We start from the raw sequence: 14911 nt of genomic DNA, 5'->3' as shown, positions 1-14911 counted from the left end.
TTAACACGGAAACCAAAGAATCAGCTGTGCTCGGTCATGGGGTCCAGATCGTGCGACGTGATCGGACGCCCCGGGAGCTCCGTGCCCGGCCGCGCGCTGAGCCCGTCGATCATGATCCCGACGCACCGGCGGGCCGCCAGCTCCGCCACGTCCGGGGACTTCGCGCGCACCTGCCGCAAGAGCGTCGCGAACAGGATCGCGATGTCGCCCGAGCCGACGTCGAGCCGCAGCTTTCCCTCGGCCTTCGCGCCGGCGACGAACTCGTCCAGGACCACCAGGATCTCGTCGCGCAGCCGGCGGACCTCCGGGTCGTTCTTCAGGATCACCAGCGCCCGCGGCGACACCATCGCCAGCTGGACGCTCAGCTGCAGCTCCACCGACTGCCGCAGCAGCCGCGAAAGCGCGCTCCACGCCGACGTCTCCTCGGCGGCGATCACCTTCGCGTCGATCAGCACCCGCTCGAAGTTGTCCATCGCGACCGCGCGGACCAGCGCGTCCCGGTCCGGGAACCGGCGGTACAGCGTGCCGACGCCGACGCCGGCCGCGCGGGCGATCTCCTCCATCGGCACCTCGGGACCGGAGACGGCGAAGATGGTCTTCGCGGCGGCCAGGATCTGGTCGCGGTTGCGCCGCGCGTCCGCCCGCAGGGTGGTCTCGGGGTCTGCCGTCATGCCGTTCGCCTCTCGCTGGATCGCGCGAGGTGATTCTCGCATGGTCAAGCGGCCACACACTCGGGCTCGACCGAGTCACCCGTTAGCTAGTGGACGACTTCCGTCCGCTTCGGTACGTTGGATTGTAGAACCGGAATGTATTCCTCCGCATACTGTAAGTCCGTTTTTAGGGGGCCCGATATGACCGAAGTCGCCGAAACCACCACGAAGGACGATGTCTTCCCGCTGGACCGCACCTGCCCGTTCGCCCCGCCGGCGGCGTACGAGAGGCTGCGCGAAGCCGGGCCGGTCCAGCGCGTCGGGCTGCAGTCCGGCCAGGAGGCGTGGGCGATCACCCGGCTCGAGGACGTCCGGCAGATGCTCACCGACCCGCGGTTCAGCTCCGACCGGTTCAACCCCGGCTTCCCGTTCCTGACCAAGCAGGGCCGGCCGGTGCGGCGGACCAACTTCACCGCGTCGCTGATCAACATGGACCCGCCGGAGCACGGCGCGGCCCGGCGCGAGGTCGTGGGCGAGTTCACGGTCAAGCGGATGAAGGCGCTCCAGCCGCGCATCCAGCAGATCGTCGACGAGCACATCGACGCGATCCTGGCCGGCCCGCAGCCCGCCGACCTGGTCACCGCGCTGAGCCTGCCGGTGCCGTCGCTGGTCATCTGCGAACTGCTCGGCGTCCCGTACGCCGACCACGACTTCTTCCAGGTCCGCAGCTCGACCCTGCTCAACCGGGACGTCGAGCAGGACGACCGGATCAAGGCCGTCGACGAGCTGCAGTCCTACCTCGACCAGCTCGTCTCCACCAAGGAGAAAGAGCCGGCCGACGACCTGCTCAGCCGCCAGATCGCCAAGCAGCGCGAAGAGCACGGCGAAGCCGACCACGACTCGCTCGTGTCCCTGGCGTTCCTGCTGCTCATCGCGGGTCACGAGACGACGGCGAACATGATTTCGCTGGGCACGGTCGCGCTGCTGGAGAACCCGGACCAGCTCGCGATCATCAAGAACGACCCCGGCAAGACGCTCGACGCCGTCGAGGAGCTGCTGCGGTACTTCACGATCGCCGAGTTCGCGACGTCGCGCGTCGCCACCGAGGACCTCGAGATCGGCGGGCAGCTGATCCGCGAAGGCGAGGGCGTGCTCGGGCTGAGCTACTCCGGCAACCGCGACCCGGAGGCGTTCGACAACCCGGACGAGCTGGACCTGGAGCGCGGCGCGCGCCACCACGTCGCGTTCGGCTTCGGCCCGCACCAGTGCCTCGGCCAGAACCTGGCCCGGATGGAGCTGCAGATCGTGTTCGACACGCTCTTCCGCCGTCTCCCGGAGCTGAAGCTGGCCGTGCCCGTCGACCAGCTGCCGTTCAAGCACGACTCGTCGATCTTCGGCCTCTATTGCCTGCCCGTCACCTGGTGAGGAGAACGCCATGACCGCGGTCCACGAATTCCCGATGACCCGCACGTGCCCGTTCGCGCCGCCGCCGGCGTACGAGGAGATCCGTGAGGAGGACGCCGTCACGCGGGTGCGGCTGCCCGACGGCGGCCAGGCCTGGGTGGTCACCCGGCTGGAGGACGTCCGGACCGTGCTGAACGACCGGCGGTTCAGCGCCGACCGGCAGCACCCGGACTTCCCGCAGCTGGTCAAGGGCGGGTTCCGGCGGCAGGGCGACGAGCGCACCATGATCACCATGGACGCGCCCGAGCACGGGCCGGCCCGCAAGGCCGTGCTCGGCGAGTTCACCGTGCGCCGGATGGAGGCGCTGCGGCCGCGGATCCAGGAGATCGTCGACGGCCAGGTCGACGCGCTGCTGGCCGGCCCGAACCCCGGCGACCTGGTCGAGACGCTGTCACTGGCGGTGCCGTCGCTGGTGATCTGCGAGATGCTCGGCGTGCCCTACGCCGACCACGACTTCTTCCAGATCCACACAGCAAAGCTGATCAAGCGCTCGACGTCGCCGGAGGAGCGGCGCGCGGCGTTCGACACCATCCGCGGGTACATGGCCGACCTCATCGCGAAGAAGGAGGACAACCCGCCGGACGACCTGCTCGGGCGGCAGATCGTCAAGCTCCGCGAGGACGGCACCTATCGGCGGGAGCAGCTGGCCGCGACCGGGTTCCTGCTGCTGGTGGCCGGGCACGAGACGACGGCGAACATGATCTCGCTGTCCACCGTGGCGTTCCTCCGCAACCCGGAGCAGCTCGCGGCGATCACGGCCGACCCGGGCAAGACGCTCGACGCCGTCGAGGAGATGCTGCGCTACTGGACGATCGTCGACGCCGCCACCGCGCGGCTGTGCGTCGAGGACGTCGAGGTCGGCGGGCAGCTGATCCGCGCCGGCGAGGGTGTCCTGGCGCTGGGCTACGCGGCGAACCGCGACCCGCGGGCGTTCGAGAACGCCGACGAGCTGGACATCGAGCGCGGCGCGCGCCACCACGTGGCGTTCGGCTTCGGCCCGCACCAGTGCCTCGGCCAGAACCTGGCCCGGATGGAGCTGCAGATCGTGTTCGACACGCTCTTCCGCCGCATCCCGACCCTGGCGCTGGGCGCGGACGTCGACGATCTGCCCTTCAAGGACGACGCGAACATCTACGGCCTGTACCGGCTGCCGGTGACCTGGTAGAGATCGAACTGCCATCCCACCACAGGAGAGAACCATGAAGATCATCGCGGACACCGGCAAGTGCGTCGGCGCCGGCCAGTGCGTGCTGACCGAGCCCGAGCTGTTCGACCAGAGCGAAGACGACGGCACGGTCATCGTCCTGAACGAGACGCCCGAGGGTGAGCTGGTCGAGAAGGCCCGCGAAGCGGTGCACGTCTGCCCCAGCCAGGCCCTCTCGCTGCAGGAGTAGCAAGAGAACGGCCACCTCGCGGGTAAGGGGTTCTCGCGAGGTGGCCGTTGCCTGCCGCGTTCAGGAGAGCCGGAGCGTCGTCTCCGGGCTGAACGCGTGGGTCTCGCCTTCGCCGCGCAGACCGACCCGGACGTTGTCGCCCATCCGGGGCGGGGTGCGGCCGTCGACGCGGACGACGAAGCGGTCGTCGCCCACCTTGCCGTGCAGGTACGCGTCCGCGCCCAGCTCCTCGACCAGCTCGACCACCAGCTCGAAGCCGCCTTCGGAGACCAGCTCCAGCGACTCCGGGCGGACGCCGAAGACGACCTCGCGCAGGTCGCCCGCCGCGGCCACCACCGAGCGCGGCAGCGGCAGGACGACGTCACCGAGCTTGACGCCGCCTTCGGCCAGCGGCAACGTCGCCAGGTTCATCGCCGGCGAGCCGATGAACCCCGCCACGAACGAGTTCGTCGGGTTTTCGTACAGCTCCCGCGGCGACGCGCACTGCTGCAGGACACCGTCCTTGAGCACGGCCACGCGGTCGCCCATCGTCATCGCCTCGACCTGGTCGTGCGTGACGTAGATCGTCGTCGTCCGGAGCCGGCGTTGCAGCTGGGCGATGTTCGCCCGGGTCTCCACCCGCAGCTTCGCGTCCAGGTTGGACAGTGGCTCGTCCATCAGGAACACGCTGGGCTCGCGGACGATCGCCCGGCCCATCGCGACGCGCTGCCGCTGGCCGCCGGACAACGCCTTCGGCTTGCGGTCCAGGAACTTCGACAGGTCGAGCATCTTCGCGGCCTCGGCCACCTTCGCGTCGATGTCCGCTTTGGACAGTCCACGCAGCTTGAGCGCGAAGCCCATGTTGTCGGCGACCGTCATGTGCGGGTACAGCGCGTAGGACTGGAACACCATCGCGATGTCCCGGTCCTTCGGCGGCAGGCTCGTGACGTCGCGCTCGCCGATGTGGATGGCGCCCTCGTCGACGTCCTCCAGCCCGGCGAGCATCCGCAGCGCCGTCGACTTGCCCGAGCCCGACGGCCCGACCAGGACCAGGAACTCGCCGTCCGGCACCGCGAGGTCGAGCTTGTCGACCGCCCGCACCTCGTTCGTGCCGGGGTAGATCCGTGACGCCTGTTCGTAACTGACTCCCGCCATGACTACTTCACCGCTCCCATCGACAGACCCCGGACGAGGTGGTTCTGCGCGATCCAGCCGACGATCATCACCGGCAGCGAGGCCAGCAGCGCGGCGGCGGAAAGCTGGGCCCAGTACAGGCCCTCACTGGTGATGAACCCGACGAGGAACACCGGCACCGTGCCGGCGCGGGCCGCCGTCAGGTTGACCGCGTAGAAGAACTCGGTCCAGGAGAAGATGACGCAGATCAGCGCGGTCGCCGCGATCCCGGGCGCGACCACCGGCATGATGATCTTGCGCAGCAGCGTCGGCAGGTTCGCGCCGTCGATCCGGCCCGCCTCGATCATCTCGTGCGGCACCTCGAGGAAGAACGACCGCATCATCCAGATGGCCAGCGGCAGGTTCATCGACGTGTACAGGATGACCAGCGCCCACACCGTGTCCAGCAGCTCGGTGTTCTGGGAGATGATGTACAGCGGGATGATCGCCGCCACGATCGGCAGCATCTTGGTCGAGAGGAAGAAGCCGAGCGCGTTCGACGTCTTCTTCACCGGCGCCAGCGACAGCGCGTACGCCGCCGGGATGCCGAGCAGCAGCACCAGCAGCGTCGAGAGCACCGTGACGAACGCGGAGTTCGACACGTAGGGCAGGAAACCGCCCTTCAGGACGTTCGCGATCTGGTCGAACGTCGGGCTGAAGAACAGCTTCGGCGGGTCGGTGTAGGCGTCGGCCTCCTGCTTGAACGCCGTGAGGATCATCCACAGCAGCGGGAAGACGAACAGGATCGCGATCACCCAGGTGACAACGGTGAGCGCACCGGGGCCGAGCTTGCGCTTCGGCTTGCGAGCCGGAGGAGCGGCGGTGGCGGCCGAGGGGCGGGTTTCGACGGTGGTCATTTGATGCCTCCGTCCACCGAGAAGGTGCGGAACATCAAGCGCAGCGCGAAGGTCGCGACGATCATCGTCAGGATCACCACGATGACACCCATCGCCGAGGACTGGCCGATGTCGAAGCCTTCGAAGGCGCGCTGGTAGATGTAGTACGGCAGGTTGGTGCTGGCCACGCCCGGCCCGCCCTGCGTCATCAGGAAGATCGCGTCGAAGCTGTTCACGATGTAGATCGCGCCCAGCAGCGTCGCCAGCTGCAGGAACCGGGACAGGTGCGGCAGCGTGATGGAAGCGAACGTGCGCCACCGGCTCGCACCGTCCACGGAGGCCGCTTCGAGCACCTCCTTGGACTGGCTCTGCAGACCGGCCAGGATCAGCAGCATCATGAACGGCGTCCACTGCCACACGATCTGCGCCATCACCGACGCCAGCGGGAACTCCGAAAGCCAGTCGGTGTCGGTGCCGAAGACGAAGTGCAGCAGCCCGTAGGTCGGGTCGAACACCGTCGTCTTCCACAGCAGCGCGCCGGCCGCCGGCAGGATGAGGAACGGCGTGATCAGCAACGTCCGGACGAAGCCGCGGCCCATGAACTTCCGGTCCAGCAGGATCGCCAGGCCGAGGCCGAGCAGCAGCGCGACGAGCACGCAGACGACGGTCAGCAGCACCGTGTTGAGCAGTGCGACCAGGAACGTCGTGTCACTGAAGACGTCGATGTAGTTGTCCAGGCCGACGAAGTGCCGCGAGCCCGGCCGGACCAGGTTCCAGGACTGGAACGAGTAGAACACGGTCAGCAGGAACGGCAGCTGCGTCACGGCGATCACGAAGATCAACGCCGGCAGCAGCGGCAGGCGCCGCTTGGCCGCGGTGCTCAGGCCTTTCTTTTCCTCGGCCTTCGAGTGCGTGTGGGTCTTGGGCTTGTCTACGGAGAGCGTGGACATCACTGCACCGCCTTGTAGGAGTCGCCCACCGTCTGGGCGTAGTCCTGGGACTGCTTCAGGGCGTCGTCGACCGACTCGCGGCCGGCGATGGCCGCCGACAGCTGCTGGCTCACCCGGGTGCCCAGGTCCTGGAACTCGGGGATGCCGACGAACTGGATGCCGGGGTAGGGCACCGGGTTCGCCATGGCCTTCTGCTGGTTCGCGTCCGCGATGCCGTCGAGCGTGGGCTTCGCGTAGGCCTGCGCGGCCTTGGCGTAGTCGGGAATGTCGTAGGTGGACTGACGCACGCCCGGCGGGACGCGGTTCCAGCCGTAGGTCTGGCCGACCTTCTGCACGTACGCCTTGTCGGTCATCCAGGCCATGAACTTCCAGGCCGCGTCCTTGTCCTTGGCGACCTTGGGGATGCCCAGCGCCCAGGTGTAGAGCCAGCCGCTGGCCTGCGTCTTGACGACCGGCGCCGGCGCGTACCCGGACTTGCCGACGATCTTGCTGCTCGACGGGTCCTCGTTGGTGCCCGCCATGACCGTCGCGTCGTACCACATCGCCGCGTTGCCCTGCGTGTAGCGCGTGCCGCACTCGGAGAACCCGGCGCTGGAGGCACCGACCTCGCCGTGGTCGCGGATCAGGTTGACGTAGAAGTTCGCGGCTTCCTTGAACTCCGGCGACGTCAGCTTGGCGTTCCAGTCCTTGTCGAACCACTGCGCGCCGAAGGTGTTGGCCACGGTCGTGAACGGCGCGAGGCTCTCGCCCCAGCCCGGCTTGCCACGCAGGCAGATCCCGGCGACGCCGTTGGCCTTGTCGTCGAGCTTCGCCGCGTACTCGGCGATCTGCTGCCAGGTCGGCTTGGCCGGCATGGTGATCCCGGCCTTTTCGAAGAGGTCCTTGCGGTAGGCCAGGAACGACGACTCGCCGTAGAACGGCACCGCGTACATCTGGTCCTGGTACGACAGCGACTGCTTGATGCTGGGGATGAAGTCGCTTTCGTCGTAGGTCGGGGTGGCCTTCATGTGCGGCTCGAGGTTCTCGAGCCAGCCGTTGGCCGCCCACTGCGGTGCCTCGTAGTTGCTGATCATCACGACGTCGAACTCGCCGCCCTCGGTGGCGGTCGACGCGGTGATCTTCGCGCGCGCCTGGTTCTCCGGCAGCGACACGAACTTGAGGTTGATCCCCGTGGCCTTCTCGAACTCCGGGGCGAGGGAGATCGCGTCCTTCATCTGCGGGTTGGACACGATCGCGATGACGAGGGTGCTCCCGCCGGTGCCGACCGAGCCGGCCCCGGCGCACCCGGTGGCCAGCAGGGACGTCGCGGCGAAGAGGGTGAGGAGCTTACGCACGGCCGCCTCCCGGGAGTACTTGCACCTTGAGGCCCGAGCCGCTGCGCATCTTGGCGAGCGCCTCGGGGTACTGCTCCAGCGGCAACCTGTCCGTGAGCAGCGATTCGGTGTCGATCGCACCGGTCGCGACGAGGTCGAGCGCGGCGCCGAAGCTGTGCAGCACGGCCATCGAGCCGACGATGGTGATCTCGTCGTTGTAGATGCGGAACGGCGAAAGCGCGACGCGGGCCTCCGCCGGTGCGACGCCGAAGACGAGCAGCCGGCCACCGCGCCGGATCGAGTCGAAGGCGGCTTCGATGGCGGGGGCGGCACCGGTGCAGTCGACGGCGACGTCGAACTTCTCGTCGTTCAGGTCTTTCACATCGGCCGCGGTGGCGACGGCGCCGAGACTCGTGGCCCGCGGGAGCCGGGCCTCGTTGCGGTCGACGACCGTGACCTGCGCGCCGGAACGCTGCAGCAGCTGCTGCATGATCAGGCCCATGGTGCCGGCCCCGACCACGAGGAAGCGCTCTCCGGCTTCGACGCCGACGCGGCGCACGCCGTGCACCGCGCAGGAGACGGGCTCGACCAGCGCACCCTGCTCCCAGGTCATCGAGTCGGGCATGCGGTAGCAGGTGGACGACGGGACGGCGACGTACTCCGCGAAGGCGCCGTTGACGGTGTCGCCGGTGGCGCCCCAGTTCGCGCAGAGGTTGCCGTGGCCGGCACGGCACGGGCCGCAGTAGCCGCAGAACAGCGACGGGTCGACCGCGACGCGGTCGCCGACCTTCCACTCGCCCGGCACGTCCGCGCCGAGCTCGACGATCTCCCCGGCGAACTCGTGCCCGGGGACGATGGGATACGGCGTGGGCGGGAAGTGCCCGTCCGCGATGTGCAGGTCGGTCCCGCAGATCCCGCACGCTCCGACCTTGACGACGACCTGGCGTTCTCCGGGTTTTGGATCGGGCACCTCGCCGACCCTGATCTCACCGGGCCGGTCGACGATGGCGGCACGCATGCCTAGCCCCTTCCTCGCGCTCATATGAGCAGCGTTGACCTATGGCGTCGAGAACATGTGAAGGCATTACAGGACTGACCTCGGTGTTACGTCAACCTTTCGGGGAGATTTCGGGCTATAGTGCTCATATGAGCGTCTCCAAGAAGCAGTCGTCGCTGACCGAAGCGATGCTGCTGGCCACCATCGCCCGGCGCTTCTACGTGCAGGGACGCTCCAAGCTGGAGATCGCCGACGAGTTCGGCGTCAGCCGCTTCAAGGTGGCTCGCATGCTCGACACCGCCATGGAGTCCGGCCTGGTCAGAGTCGAGTTCTCGCTGCCGGCGCCGGTCGACCTGGCGCTGTCGGACGAGGTCCGCTCGGCGTACGGCCTGAAGCAGGCGCTGGTGCTCGAACGCTCAACCGAGCGCGAGCCGAGGGAGGTCGTCCGGGCCAAGATCGGGACATTGGCGGCGCGGCTGCTGGAGGAGATCGTCCGGCCGCACGACGTCGTCGGGCTTTCGTGGGCCCGCTCGGTGAACGCGATGACCGAGGCGATCCGGGCGCTGCCGCGGTGCCCGATCGTCCAGCTGTGCGGGGTGCAGGCCGGGATGGACATGCGCGGCCGTTCGGTGGAGACGGTCAGCCGCGTGACGTCGGTGTCCGGCGGTGACGCGTACCCGATCTTCGGCCCGCTGGTGCTGCCGGACCGCCGGACCACGGAGACGCTGCGGCGGCAGCCGGGCATCGCGGAGACGTTCGGCCAGTTCCGCAACCTGACGAAGGCGGTGGTCAGCATCGGCGCGTGGCTGCCGGGCGAGTCGACGGTGTACGACGCGCTGGACGAGGCCGAGCGCGCGGCGATCTCGGCCCGCGGCGCGACGGCGGAGGTCGCGGCCCGGCTGTTCGACGCGTCCGGAAACGCGTTGTCGACGGGGCTGGCCCACCACGTGCTGGCGATCAGCCACGAAGAGCTGACGGCGGTCCCGGAGGTGATCGCCCTGGGCTACAGCAAGCCGAAAGCCTCGGCGGTGGACGCGGTCCTGAGATCCGGCATGGTCTCGACACTGATCACCGACGCCGCGGCAGCAGTCCCCCTCTTGGCCCTGGCGGCCAAAAACCCACCCCGCACGTGACCGGAGGGTCGACACGCGTGATCCAGAGGTCGACTCGCGTGATTGCGGAGCCGACACGATGCCGCAAGCCCGCCCCGCCGTGTCGACCCGCCAATCACGCGAGATGCCCCTCCAATCACACGTGATGCCCCTCTGATCACGCGAGTTGCGCGCCCGATCACGCGAGTTCCGCCGCTGATCACGCGAGTTACGGGTTTCGGCCCCTACTCCCGCGGGGGTACGACCGGCGCGGTGCCGTACTCCGGCGGGTGCAGGCCGAGCCTCGGCGGCTCCGGGGCGAAACCCGGGTCGCGCCCGATGTGCCGCCGGGGCCGCTCGGCGAGCCTTGAGCGCGTGAAGACTTCCCCTCGCTGGCGTCAAGCCGTCGTCTGGCTGCACGTCGTCTCGTCCGTCGCCTGGATGAGCCAGGCCCTCGCTCTCGTCGTGCTGATGTCCCTGGCCCTCACGGACCCCGTGCCGGCCGCGACGGCGATGGCCGACCGGCTCGACTCCGTCCTGCTCGCCCCGATGGCGAACGTCTCCGCCTTCACCGGCCTGCTCCTCGCCGGAGCGACCGCGTGGGGCTACTTCCGGTATTGGTGGGTGCTCACGAAGTTCGCCCTCACGTTCATCCAGCTCTACGCCGGGATCTTCCTGCTCTCCCCCGCGCTGCGCGCCTCCGTCGACACCGGCACCGCGACCTGGGCGCAGATCGCCGGGGCGTCGCTGATGGCGAGCGCGCTTTCCTTCCAGGCGTGGCTTTCGATCGCGAAGCCGGGGAAGAAGACGCCGTGGTCCCCCGCCGCGAAGCCGCCGGGCGCGCCGTCCTGGGTGTTCGCCGCCGGGGTCGGCGCGTCCGCGTTCGACGTCGTCACGGGGATCCTCCTCGGCTACCCGCTGCCCGCGTTGTCCCTGGTCATGCTGATCGTGCTCGGTCTTGAGCGGCGACGACGTCGTCGCCGTGCTCAGCCGCCCACCGTCCGAAGCCTTCGATCGGCTCCAGGAAACTCGAGCCCAACGACGTGAGGGCGTAGGCACCTTCACGGCGCTCGACGAGACCGTCGAACTCCAGGCGCCGCAGGGTTTCCGTGAGCACCTTCGCGCTGATGCCGCCGATCGTGCGGCGCAGTTCACCATGACGGCGTGGGCCGAAACGCAACGCCCACACCACCACCGGGTTCCAGGTGTTGGCGACCAGGTCGAACGCGAGCCGCGTCCGGCAGTCGGCGAGGAAGTCCATGGTTACCGTTCGGTTCCTTCCCGGGTTCCTACCGTCGTGCTGGTACCAGCCAAGCACAAGGAGGACGCATGCGGATCGGGATCTTCGGCACGGGCGGGATGGCGAGGGCGCTGAGCCCGCACTGGGCGAACGCCGGCCACGAGCTGATGGTGGCCGGCCGCGACCCCGCCCGGGCGGCGGCGCTCGGCGCCCGCACCGGAACCTGGGCCGAGGTGGCGGCTTTCGCGGACGCGCTGCTGCTGGCGGTCCCCGCCGACGCCGTCTTCGAGGTTCTCGGGGCCGCGGGTCCGCTGCGCGGCAAGGTCCTGGTGGACTGCACCAACCAGCCCGGCCCGACCGGCACGGAGCCCCCGCCGGGCACCCCGGTGGCGACCCGCATCGCGACCGCCGCCCCGGACGCGCACGTCGTCAAGGCGTTCAACCTGGCCCCGCCCGACGTCTGGCGGAAGCCGCCCAAGACGCTCACGGTCCCGCTCTGCGGCGACGACCCGGCGGCCCTCGACGCGGTCCGCACGCTGGTCCGCGACGTCGGCTGCACGCCGGTCCTCGGCGGCGACCTCGACCGGGCGCACCTGCTGGAGGCGACGGCGGCGTTCGCCATCGGCCTGTGGTTCGCGGGTGAGGACGCCCGGGCGATCCTGGTCTCAGCCCACGGCGGAGACGTTCCCTGAGGCCAGGTCCGCCACCCGCGCCCGCAACGGCGCTCCGCCGCGGGGAACCACCGTCACCGCGCCGTCGGCCAGGTCCGTCACCACGGTGCTCAACGTCATCAGCGGGTCGCCGCCGGTGGCGCTGCGGTACACCTCACCGGTCAACGCCGAGACCAGCCACTTCGCGTCCGGCGCCACCGGGGCCAGGTGCGCGCACACCTCCGCCCGGTCCAGGCTCTCCTCCGACGCCGCGTCCCGGTGCGGCGGCAGCCGGCGGAAGTGGTTGGTGTGCCAGGAAAGCCCACTGGCCACAATGGTCACCGCGGTCTCGTCCCCGGCCTTCTCGACCACCGTCGCCGACGGCGAGCCGACCTGGCCCCCTCGGCCAGCGCCGTCAGCTCGGCGTACGCGTCCGGCGACCGGCCACGACGGCAGTCCCGCCAGGACGGTCCGGATGTCGGCGGCGGCAGCGGAACCCAGCGCGCGGAAAGCGGCTTCCCGGGGCCCGCTGACGACCGTCGAGCGCACGTCGCCGAGCCGGTGCTCCCGCACTGTCGCCACCACGCGATCACGATGACTGAGCAGTCAGGAAATCGCAACGGGCTAGTGCGCGCCCACCTCGGTCACCCGCACCACGGCCACGCCGGCCTCGTCGGACGCCGCCAGGTCGATCTCGGCGCTGATGCCCCAGTCGTGGTCGCCCGCCGGGTCGTCGAAGATCTGGCGGACCTTCCAGACGTCCGGCTGCTGCTCGATGATCAGCAGCGCCGGGCCGCGCGCGTCCGGGCCGGTGCCGAGCGTCTCGTACTCCTCGAAGTAGTCCTCGATCGCGTCTTCCCACGCGTCGGCGTCCCAGCCGGCCGCCGCGTCCAGCTCGCCGAGCACGTTCCACGCCCGCCGCCCGAACAGCTCGACCCGGCGGAACAGCTCGTTGCGTACCAGGACCCGGAACGCGCGCTCGTTGCGCGTGACCGCCGGCGGTTCGGACGGCGGTCGCTTCGACACCGGGCCTTCTTCGTCCGGGTGGCGCAAAGCTTCCCATTCGTCGAGCAGGCTGGAGTCGACCTGCCGGACGAGCTCGCCGAGCCACTCGATGAGGTCCTGCAGCGGCTCGGTCTTCGCCTCGTCCGGCACCGTGTGGCGCAGGGAGTCGTAGACGTCGGTGAGGTAGCGCAGCACCAGCCCTTCCGAGCGGGCGAGCTGGTAGAAACCGATGTACTCGACGAAGTTCATCGCGCGCTCGTACATGTCGCGCACCACGGACTTCGGCGAGAGCTCGTAGTCGTCGACCCACGGGTGGCCCTGCCGGTAGCTGTGGAACGCGCCCTGCAGCAGCTCCTCCAGCGGCTTCGGGTAGGAGACGTTCTCGAGCAGCTCCATCCGCTCGTCGTACTCGATGCCTTCGGCCTTCATGGCGTTCACGGCCTCGCCGCGCGCCTTGAACTGCTGCTGCGACAGGACCGGCCGCGGATTGTCCACCGTGGACTCCACAGTGGACACGACGTCGAGGGGGTAGCTCGGCGACTCCAGCTCGAACAGGTCGATCGCGGCCAGCGCGAACGGCGAAAGCGGCTGGTTGAGCGCGAAGTCGAACTGCAGGTCGACGGTGAGCCGGATGATCCGGCCCTGCTCGCCCGGTTCGGGCAGCCGTTCGACGACGCCGGCGGCGAGCAGCGCGCGGTAGATCGCGATGGCGCGCAGGATGAGCTTGCGCTGCGACGCGCGGTCCTCGTGGTTGTCCTCCAGGAGGTGCCGCATCGAGTCGAATGCGTTGCCCGGCCGCGAAATCACGTTGAGCAGCATCGAGTGCGTCACCTTGAAGCTGGACGTCAGCGGCTCGGGCTCGGCCGCGATCAGCCGGTCGAACGTGCTCTCGGTCCAGTTGACGAAGCCCTCCGGCGCCTTCTTCCGGACGATCTTCTTTTTCTTTTTCGGGTCGTCGCCCGCCTTCTCCAGGGCCTTCGCGTTCTCGACGACGTGGTCGGGCGCCTGCACGACGACGTAGCCGTCGGTGTCGTAGCCCGCCCGTCCGGCGCGGCCGGCGATCTGGTGGAACTCGCGCGCCTTGAGGTGGCGCTGGCGGACGCCGTCGTACTTCGTCAGCGCGGAGAAGACCACTGTCCTGATTGGTACGTTGATGCCGACGCCGAGGGTGTCGGTCCCGCAGATCACCTTGAGCAGCCCCGACTGGGCCAAGGTCTCGACCAATCGGCGGTACTTCGGCAGCATCCCGGCGTGGTGCACGCCGATGCCGTGGCGGACCAGCCGCGAGAGCGTCTTGCCGAACCCGGCGGCGAAGCGGAAGTCGCCGAGCAGGTCGGCGATGGCTTCCTTCTCGGCCTTGCTCGTGACGTTGATGCTCATCAGCGTCTGCGCCCGCTCGATGGCCGCGGCCTGCGAGAAGTGCACGACGTAGACCGGCGCCTGGCCGCCGTTGAGCAGCTCGGACATGGTCTCGTGCAGCGGGGTCAGCGCGTAGCGGAAGGTCAGCGGCACCGGGCGCTGCACCGACGTGACCACCGCCGTCGGCTTGCCGGTGCGGCGGGTGAGGTCCTTCTCGAAGAAGGACACGTCGCCCAAGGTCGCCGACATCAGGACGAACTGGGCCTTCGGCAGCTCGAGGATCGGCACCTGCCACGCCCAGCCGCGGTCGGGCTCGGAATAGAAGTGGAACTCGTCGGCGACGACCTGCCCGACCGGCGCCGCGGCACCGAACCGCAACGCGATGTTCGCCAGGATTTCGGCCGTGCAGCAGATGATCGGGGCGTCCGGGTTGACGCTGGAGTCGCCGGTCATCATCCCGACGCTGTCGGCGCCGAAGATCTCGATGAGCTGGAAGAACTTCTCCGACACCAGTGCCTTGATGGGCGCGGTGTAGTAGCTGCGGCGGCCTTGGGCGAGCGCGGTGAAGTGCGCCCCGACGGCGACGAGGCTCTTCCCGGAGCCGGTCGGCGTCGAGAGGATGACGTTCGATCCGGAGACGACCTCCATCACCGCCTCCTCCTGCGCCGGGTACAGCTCGATGCCCCGATCGGCCGTCCAGGTCGTGAAGGCCTCGAAGAGGGCGTCGGGGTCGGGATCCGCAGGCAGGAGGTCTGTGAGAGTCATCAGGCGTCCATCGTGCCATCCGCTCGTCGCAAAGTCGGCAGGGGC

General features: G+C 69.2%; 15 protein-coding genes. 6 read left to right on the top strand and 9 right to left on the bottom strand.

What is annotated here, in order from left to right; genetic code table 11:
- Positions 1-20: 20 nt before the first annotated feature.
- Complete coding sequence (locus AB0C38_RS41475) at positions 21-671, bottom strand: helix-turn-helix domain-containing protein (RefSeq protein WP_360684154.1); 651 nt, start codon at positions 669-671, stop codon at positions 21-23.
- Positions 672-851: 180 nt separating this feature from the next.
- On the opposite strand from AB0C38_RS41475, the gene AB0C38_RS41470 reads away from it, so the two are divergent.
- The 3 genes from AB0C38_RS41470 to AB0C38_RS41460 are packed head-to-tail and all read left to right on the top strand — an operon-like array spanning position 852 to position 3508.
- Positions 852-2075: a cytochrome P450 gene (locus AB0C38_RS41470; protein ID WP_360684151.1), complete on the top strand. Its 1224-nt coding sequence runs from the start codon at positions 852-854 to the stop codon at positions 2073-2075.
- 10 nt (positions 2076-2085) lie between these two features.
- Positions 2086-3279: a cytochrome P450 gene (locus AB0C38_RS41465; protein ID WP_360684148.1), complete on the top strand. Its 1194-nt coding sequence runs from the start codon at positions 2086-2088 to the stop codon at positions 3277-3279.
- A 34-nt stretch (positions 3280-3313) separates the two neighbouring features.
- The gene (locus AB0C38_RS41460) at positions 3314-3508 is read left to right on the top strand and encodes a ferredoxin (protein WP_086858280.1); all 195 of its coding nucleotides are present in this window, start codon (positions 3314-3316) and stop codon (positions 3506-3508) included.
- A gap of 60 nt (positions 3509-3568) precedes the next feature.
- Here AB0C38_RS41460 and ugpC read toward each other — a convergent pair whose 3' ends face one another.
- From ugpC to AB0C38_RS41435, 5 genes are read right to left on the bottom strand one after another with little or no spacing between them, the layout of a single operon-like run.
- On the bottom strand, positions 3569-4642 hold the full coding sequence (gene ugpC, locus AB0C38_RS41455; RefSeq protein WP_360684144.1) for a sn-glycerol-3-phosphate ABC transporter ATP-binding protein UgpC: 1074 nt from the start codon (positions 4640-4642) through the stop codon (positions 3569-3571).
- A gap of 2 nt (positions 4643-4644) precedes the next feature.
- Positions 4645-5517, bottom strand: coding sequence for a carbohydrate ABC transporter permease (locus tag AB0C38_RS41450; RefSeq protein ID WP_360684141.1), 873 nt, complete (start codon positions 5515-5517; stop codon positions 4645-4647).
- Positions 5514-6446: a sugar ABC transporter permease gene (locus AB0C38_RS41445; protein ID WP_360684138.1), complete on the bottom strand. Its 933-nt coding sequence runs from the start codon at positions 6444-6446 to the stop codon at positions 5514-5516. The genes AB0C38_RS41450 and AB0C38_RS41445 overlap by 4 nt, the downstream gene beginning before the upstream one ends.
- On the bottom strand, positions 6446-7780 hold the full coding sequence (locus AB0C38_RS41440) for a sugar ABC transporter substrate-binding protein (RefSeq protein ID WP_360684135.1): 1335 nt from the start codon (positions 7778-7780) through the stop codon (positions 6446-6448). Before AB0C38_RS41440 ends, AB0C38_RS41445 begins: the two co-directional genes overlap by 1 nt.
- The gene (locus AB0C38_RS41435; protein ID WP_360684132.1) at positions 7773-8777 is read right to left on the bottom strand and encodes a zinc-dependent alcohol dehydrogenase family protein; all 1005 of its coding nucleotides are present in this window, start codon (positions 8775-8777) and stop codon (positions 7773-7775) included. Before AB0C38_RS41435 ends, AB0C38_RS41440 begins: the two co-directional genes overlap by 8 nt.
- Before the next feature lie 128 nt (positions 8778-8905).
- Between AB0C38_RS41435 and AB0C38_RS41430 the strand changes: the two genes are divergently transcribed.
- Positions 8906-9889 carry a sugar-binding domain-containing protein gene (locus tag AB0C38_RS41430; RefSeq protein ID WP_360684129.1) on the top strand — a complete coding sequence of 328 codons (984 nt, stop codon included), beginning with the start codon at positions 8906-8908 and terminating at the stop codon, positions 9887-9889.
- 333 nt (positions 9890-10222) lie between these two features.
- Entirely contained in the window at positions 10223-10894 is a 672-nt protein-coding gene (locus tag AB0C38_RS41425; RefSeq protein WP_360684126.1) for a hypothetical protein, read from the top strand.
- Here the strand turns inward: AB0C38_RS41425 and AB0C38_RS41420 are convergent.
- Positions 10785-11108 carry a helix-turn-helix domain-containing protein gene (locus tag AB0C38_RS41420; protein WP_360684123.1) on the bottom strand — a complete coding sequence of 108 codons (324 nt, stop codon included), beginning with the start codon at positions 11106-11108 and terminating at the stop codon, positions 10785-10787. The two genes, AB0C38_RS41425 and AB0C38_RS41420, sit on opposite strands and share 110 nt — an antisense overlap.
- A 68-nt stretch (positions 11109-11176) precedes the next feature.
- On the opposite strand from AB0C38_RS41420, the gene AB0C38_RS41415 reads away from it, so the two are divergent.
- Positions 11177-11779 carry an NAD(P)-binding domain-containing protein gene (locus AB0C38_RS41415; RefSeq protein ID WP_360684120.1) on the top strand — a complete coding sequence of 201 codons (603 nt, stop codon included), beginning with the start codon at positions 11177-11179 and terminating at the stop codon, positions 11777-11779.
- Here the strand turns inward: AB0C38_RS41415 and AB0C38_RS41410 are convergent.
- Together AB0C38_RS41410 and AB0C38_RS41405 are read right to left on the bottom strand one after the other, a co-directional pair.
- Positions 11753-12322 (bottom strand): hypothetical protein, encoded by a 570-nt coding sequence (locus AB0C38_RS41410; RefSeq protein ID WP_360684117.1) that lies wholly within the window; start codon positions 12320-12322, stop codon positions 11753-11755. The genes AB0C38_RS41415 and AB0C38_RS41410 overlap by 27 nt on opposite strands.
- A gap of 39 nt (positions 12323-12361) precedes the next feature.
- Positions 12362-14866, bottom strand: a complete 2505-nt coding sequence (locus AB0C38_RS41405; RefSeq protein ID WP_360684114.1) for a DUF3516 domain-containing protein — start codon at positions 14864-14866, stop codon at positions 12362-12364.
- Positions 14867-14911: the final 45 nt, after the last annotated feature.

Source organism: Amycolatopsis sp. NPDC048633, assembly GCF_040650695.1.
GTDB lineage: Bacteria > Actinomycetota > Actinomycetes > Mycobacteriales > Pseudonocardiaceae > Amycolatopsis.
This window is presented reverse-complemented; position numbering and strand designations above follow the sequence as displayed.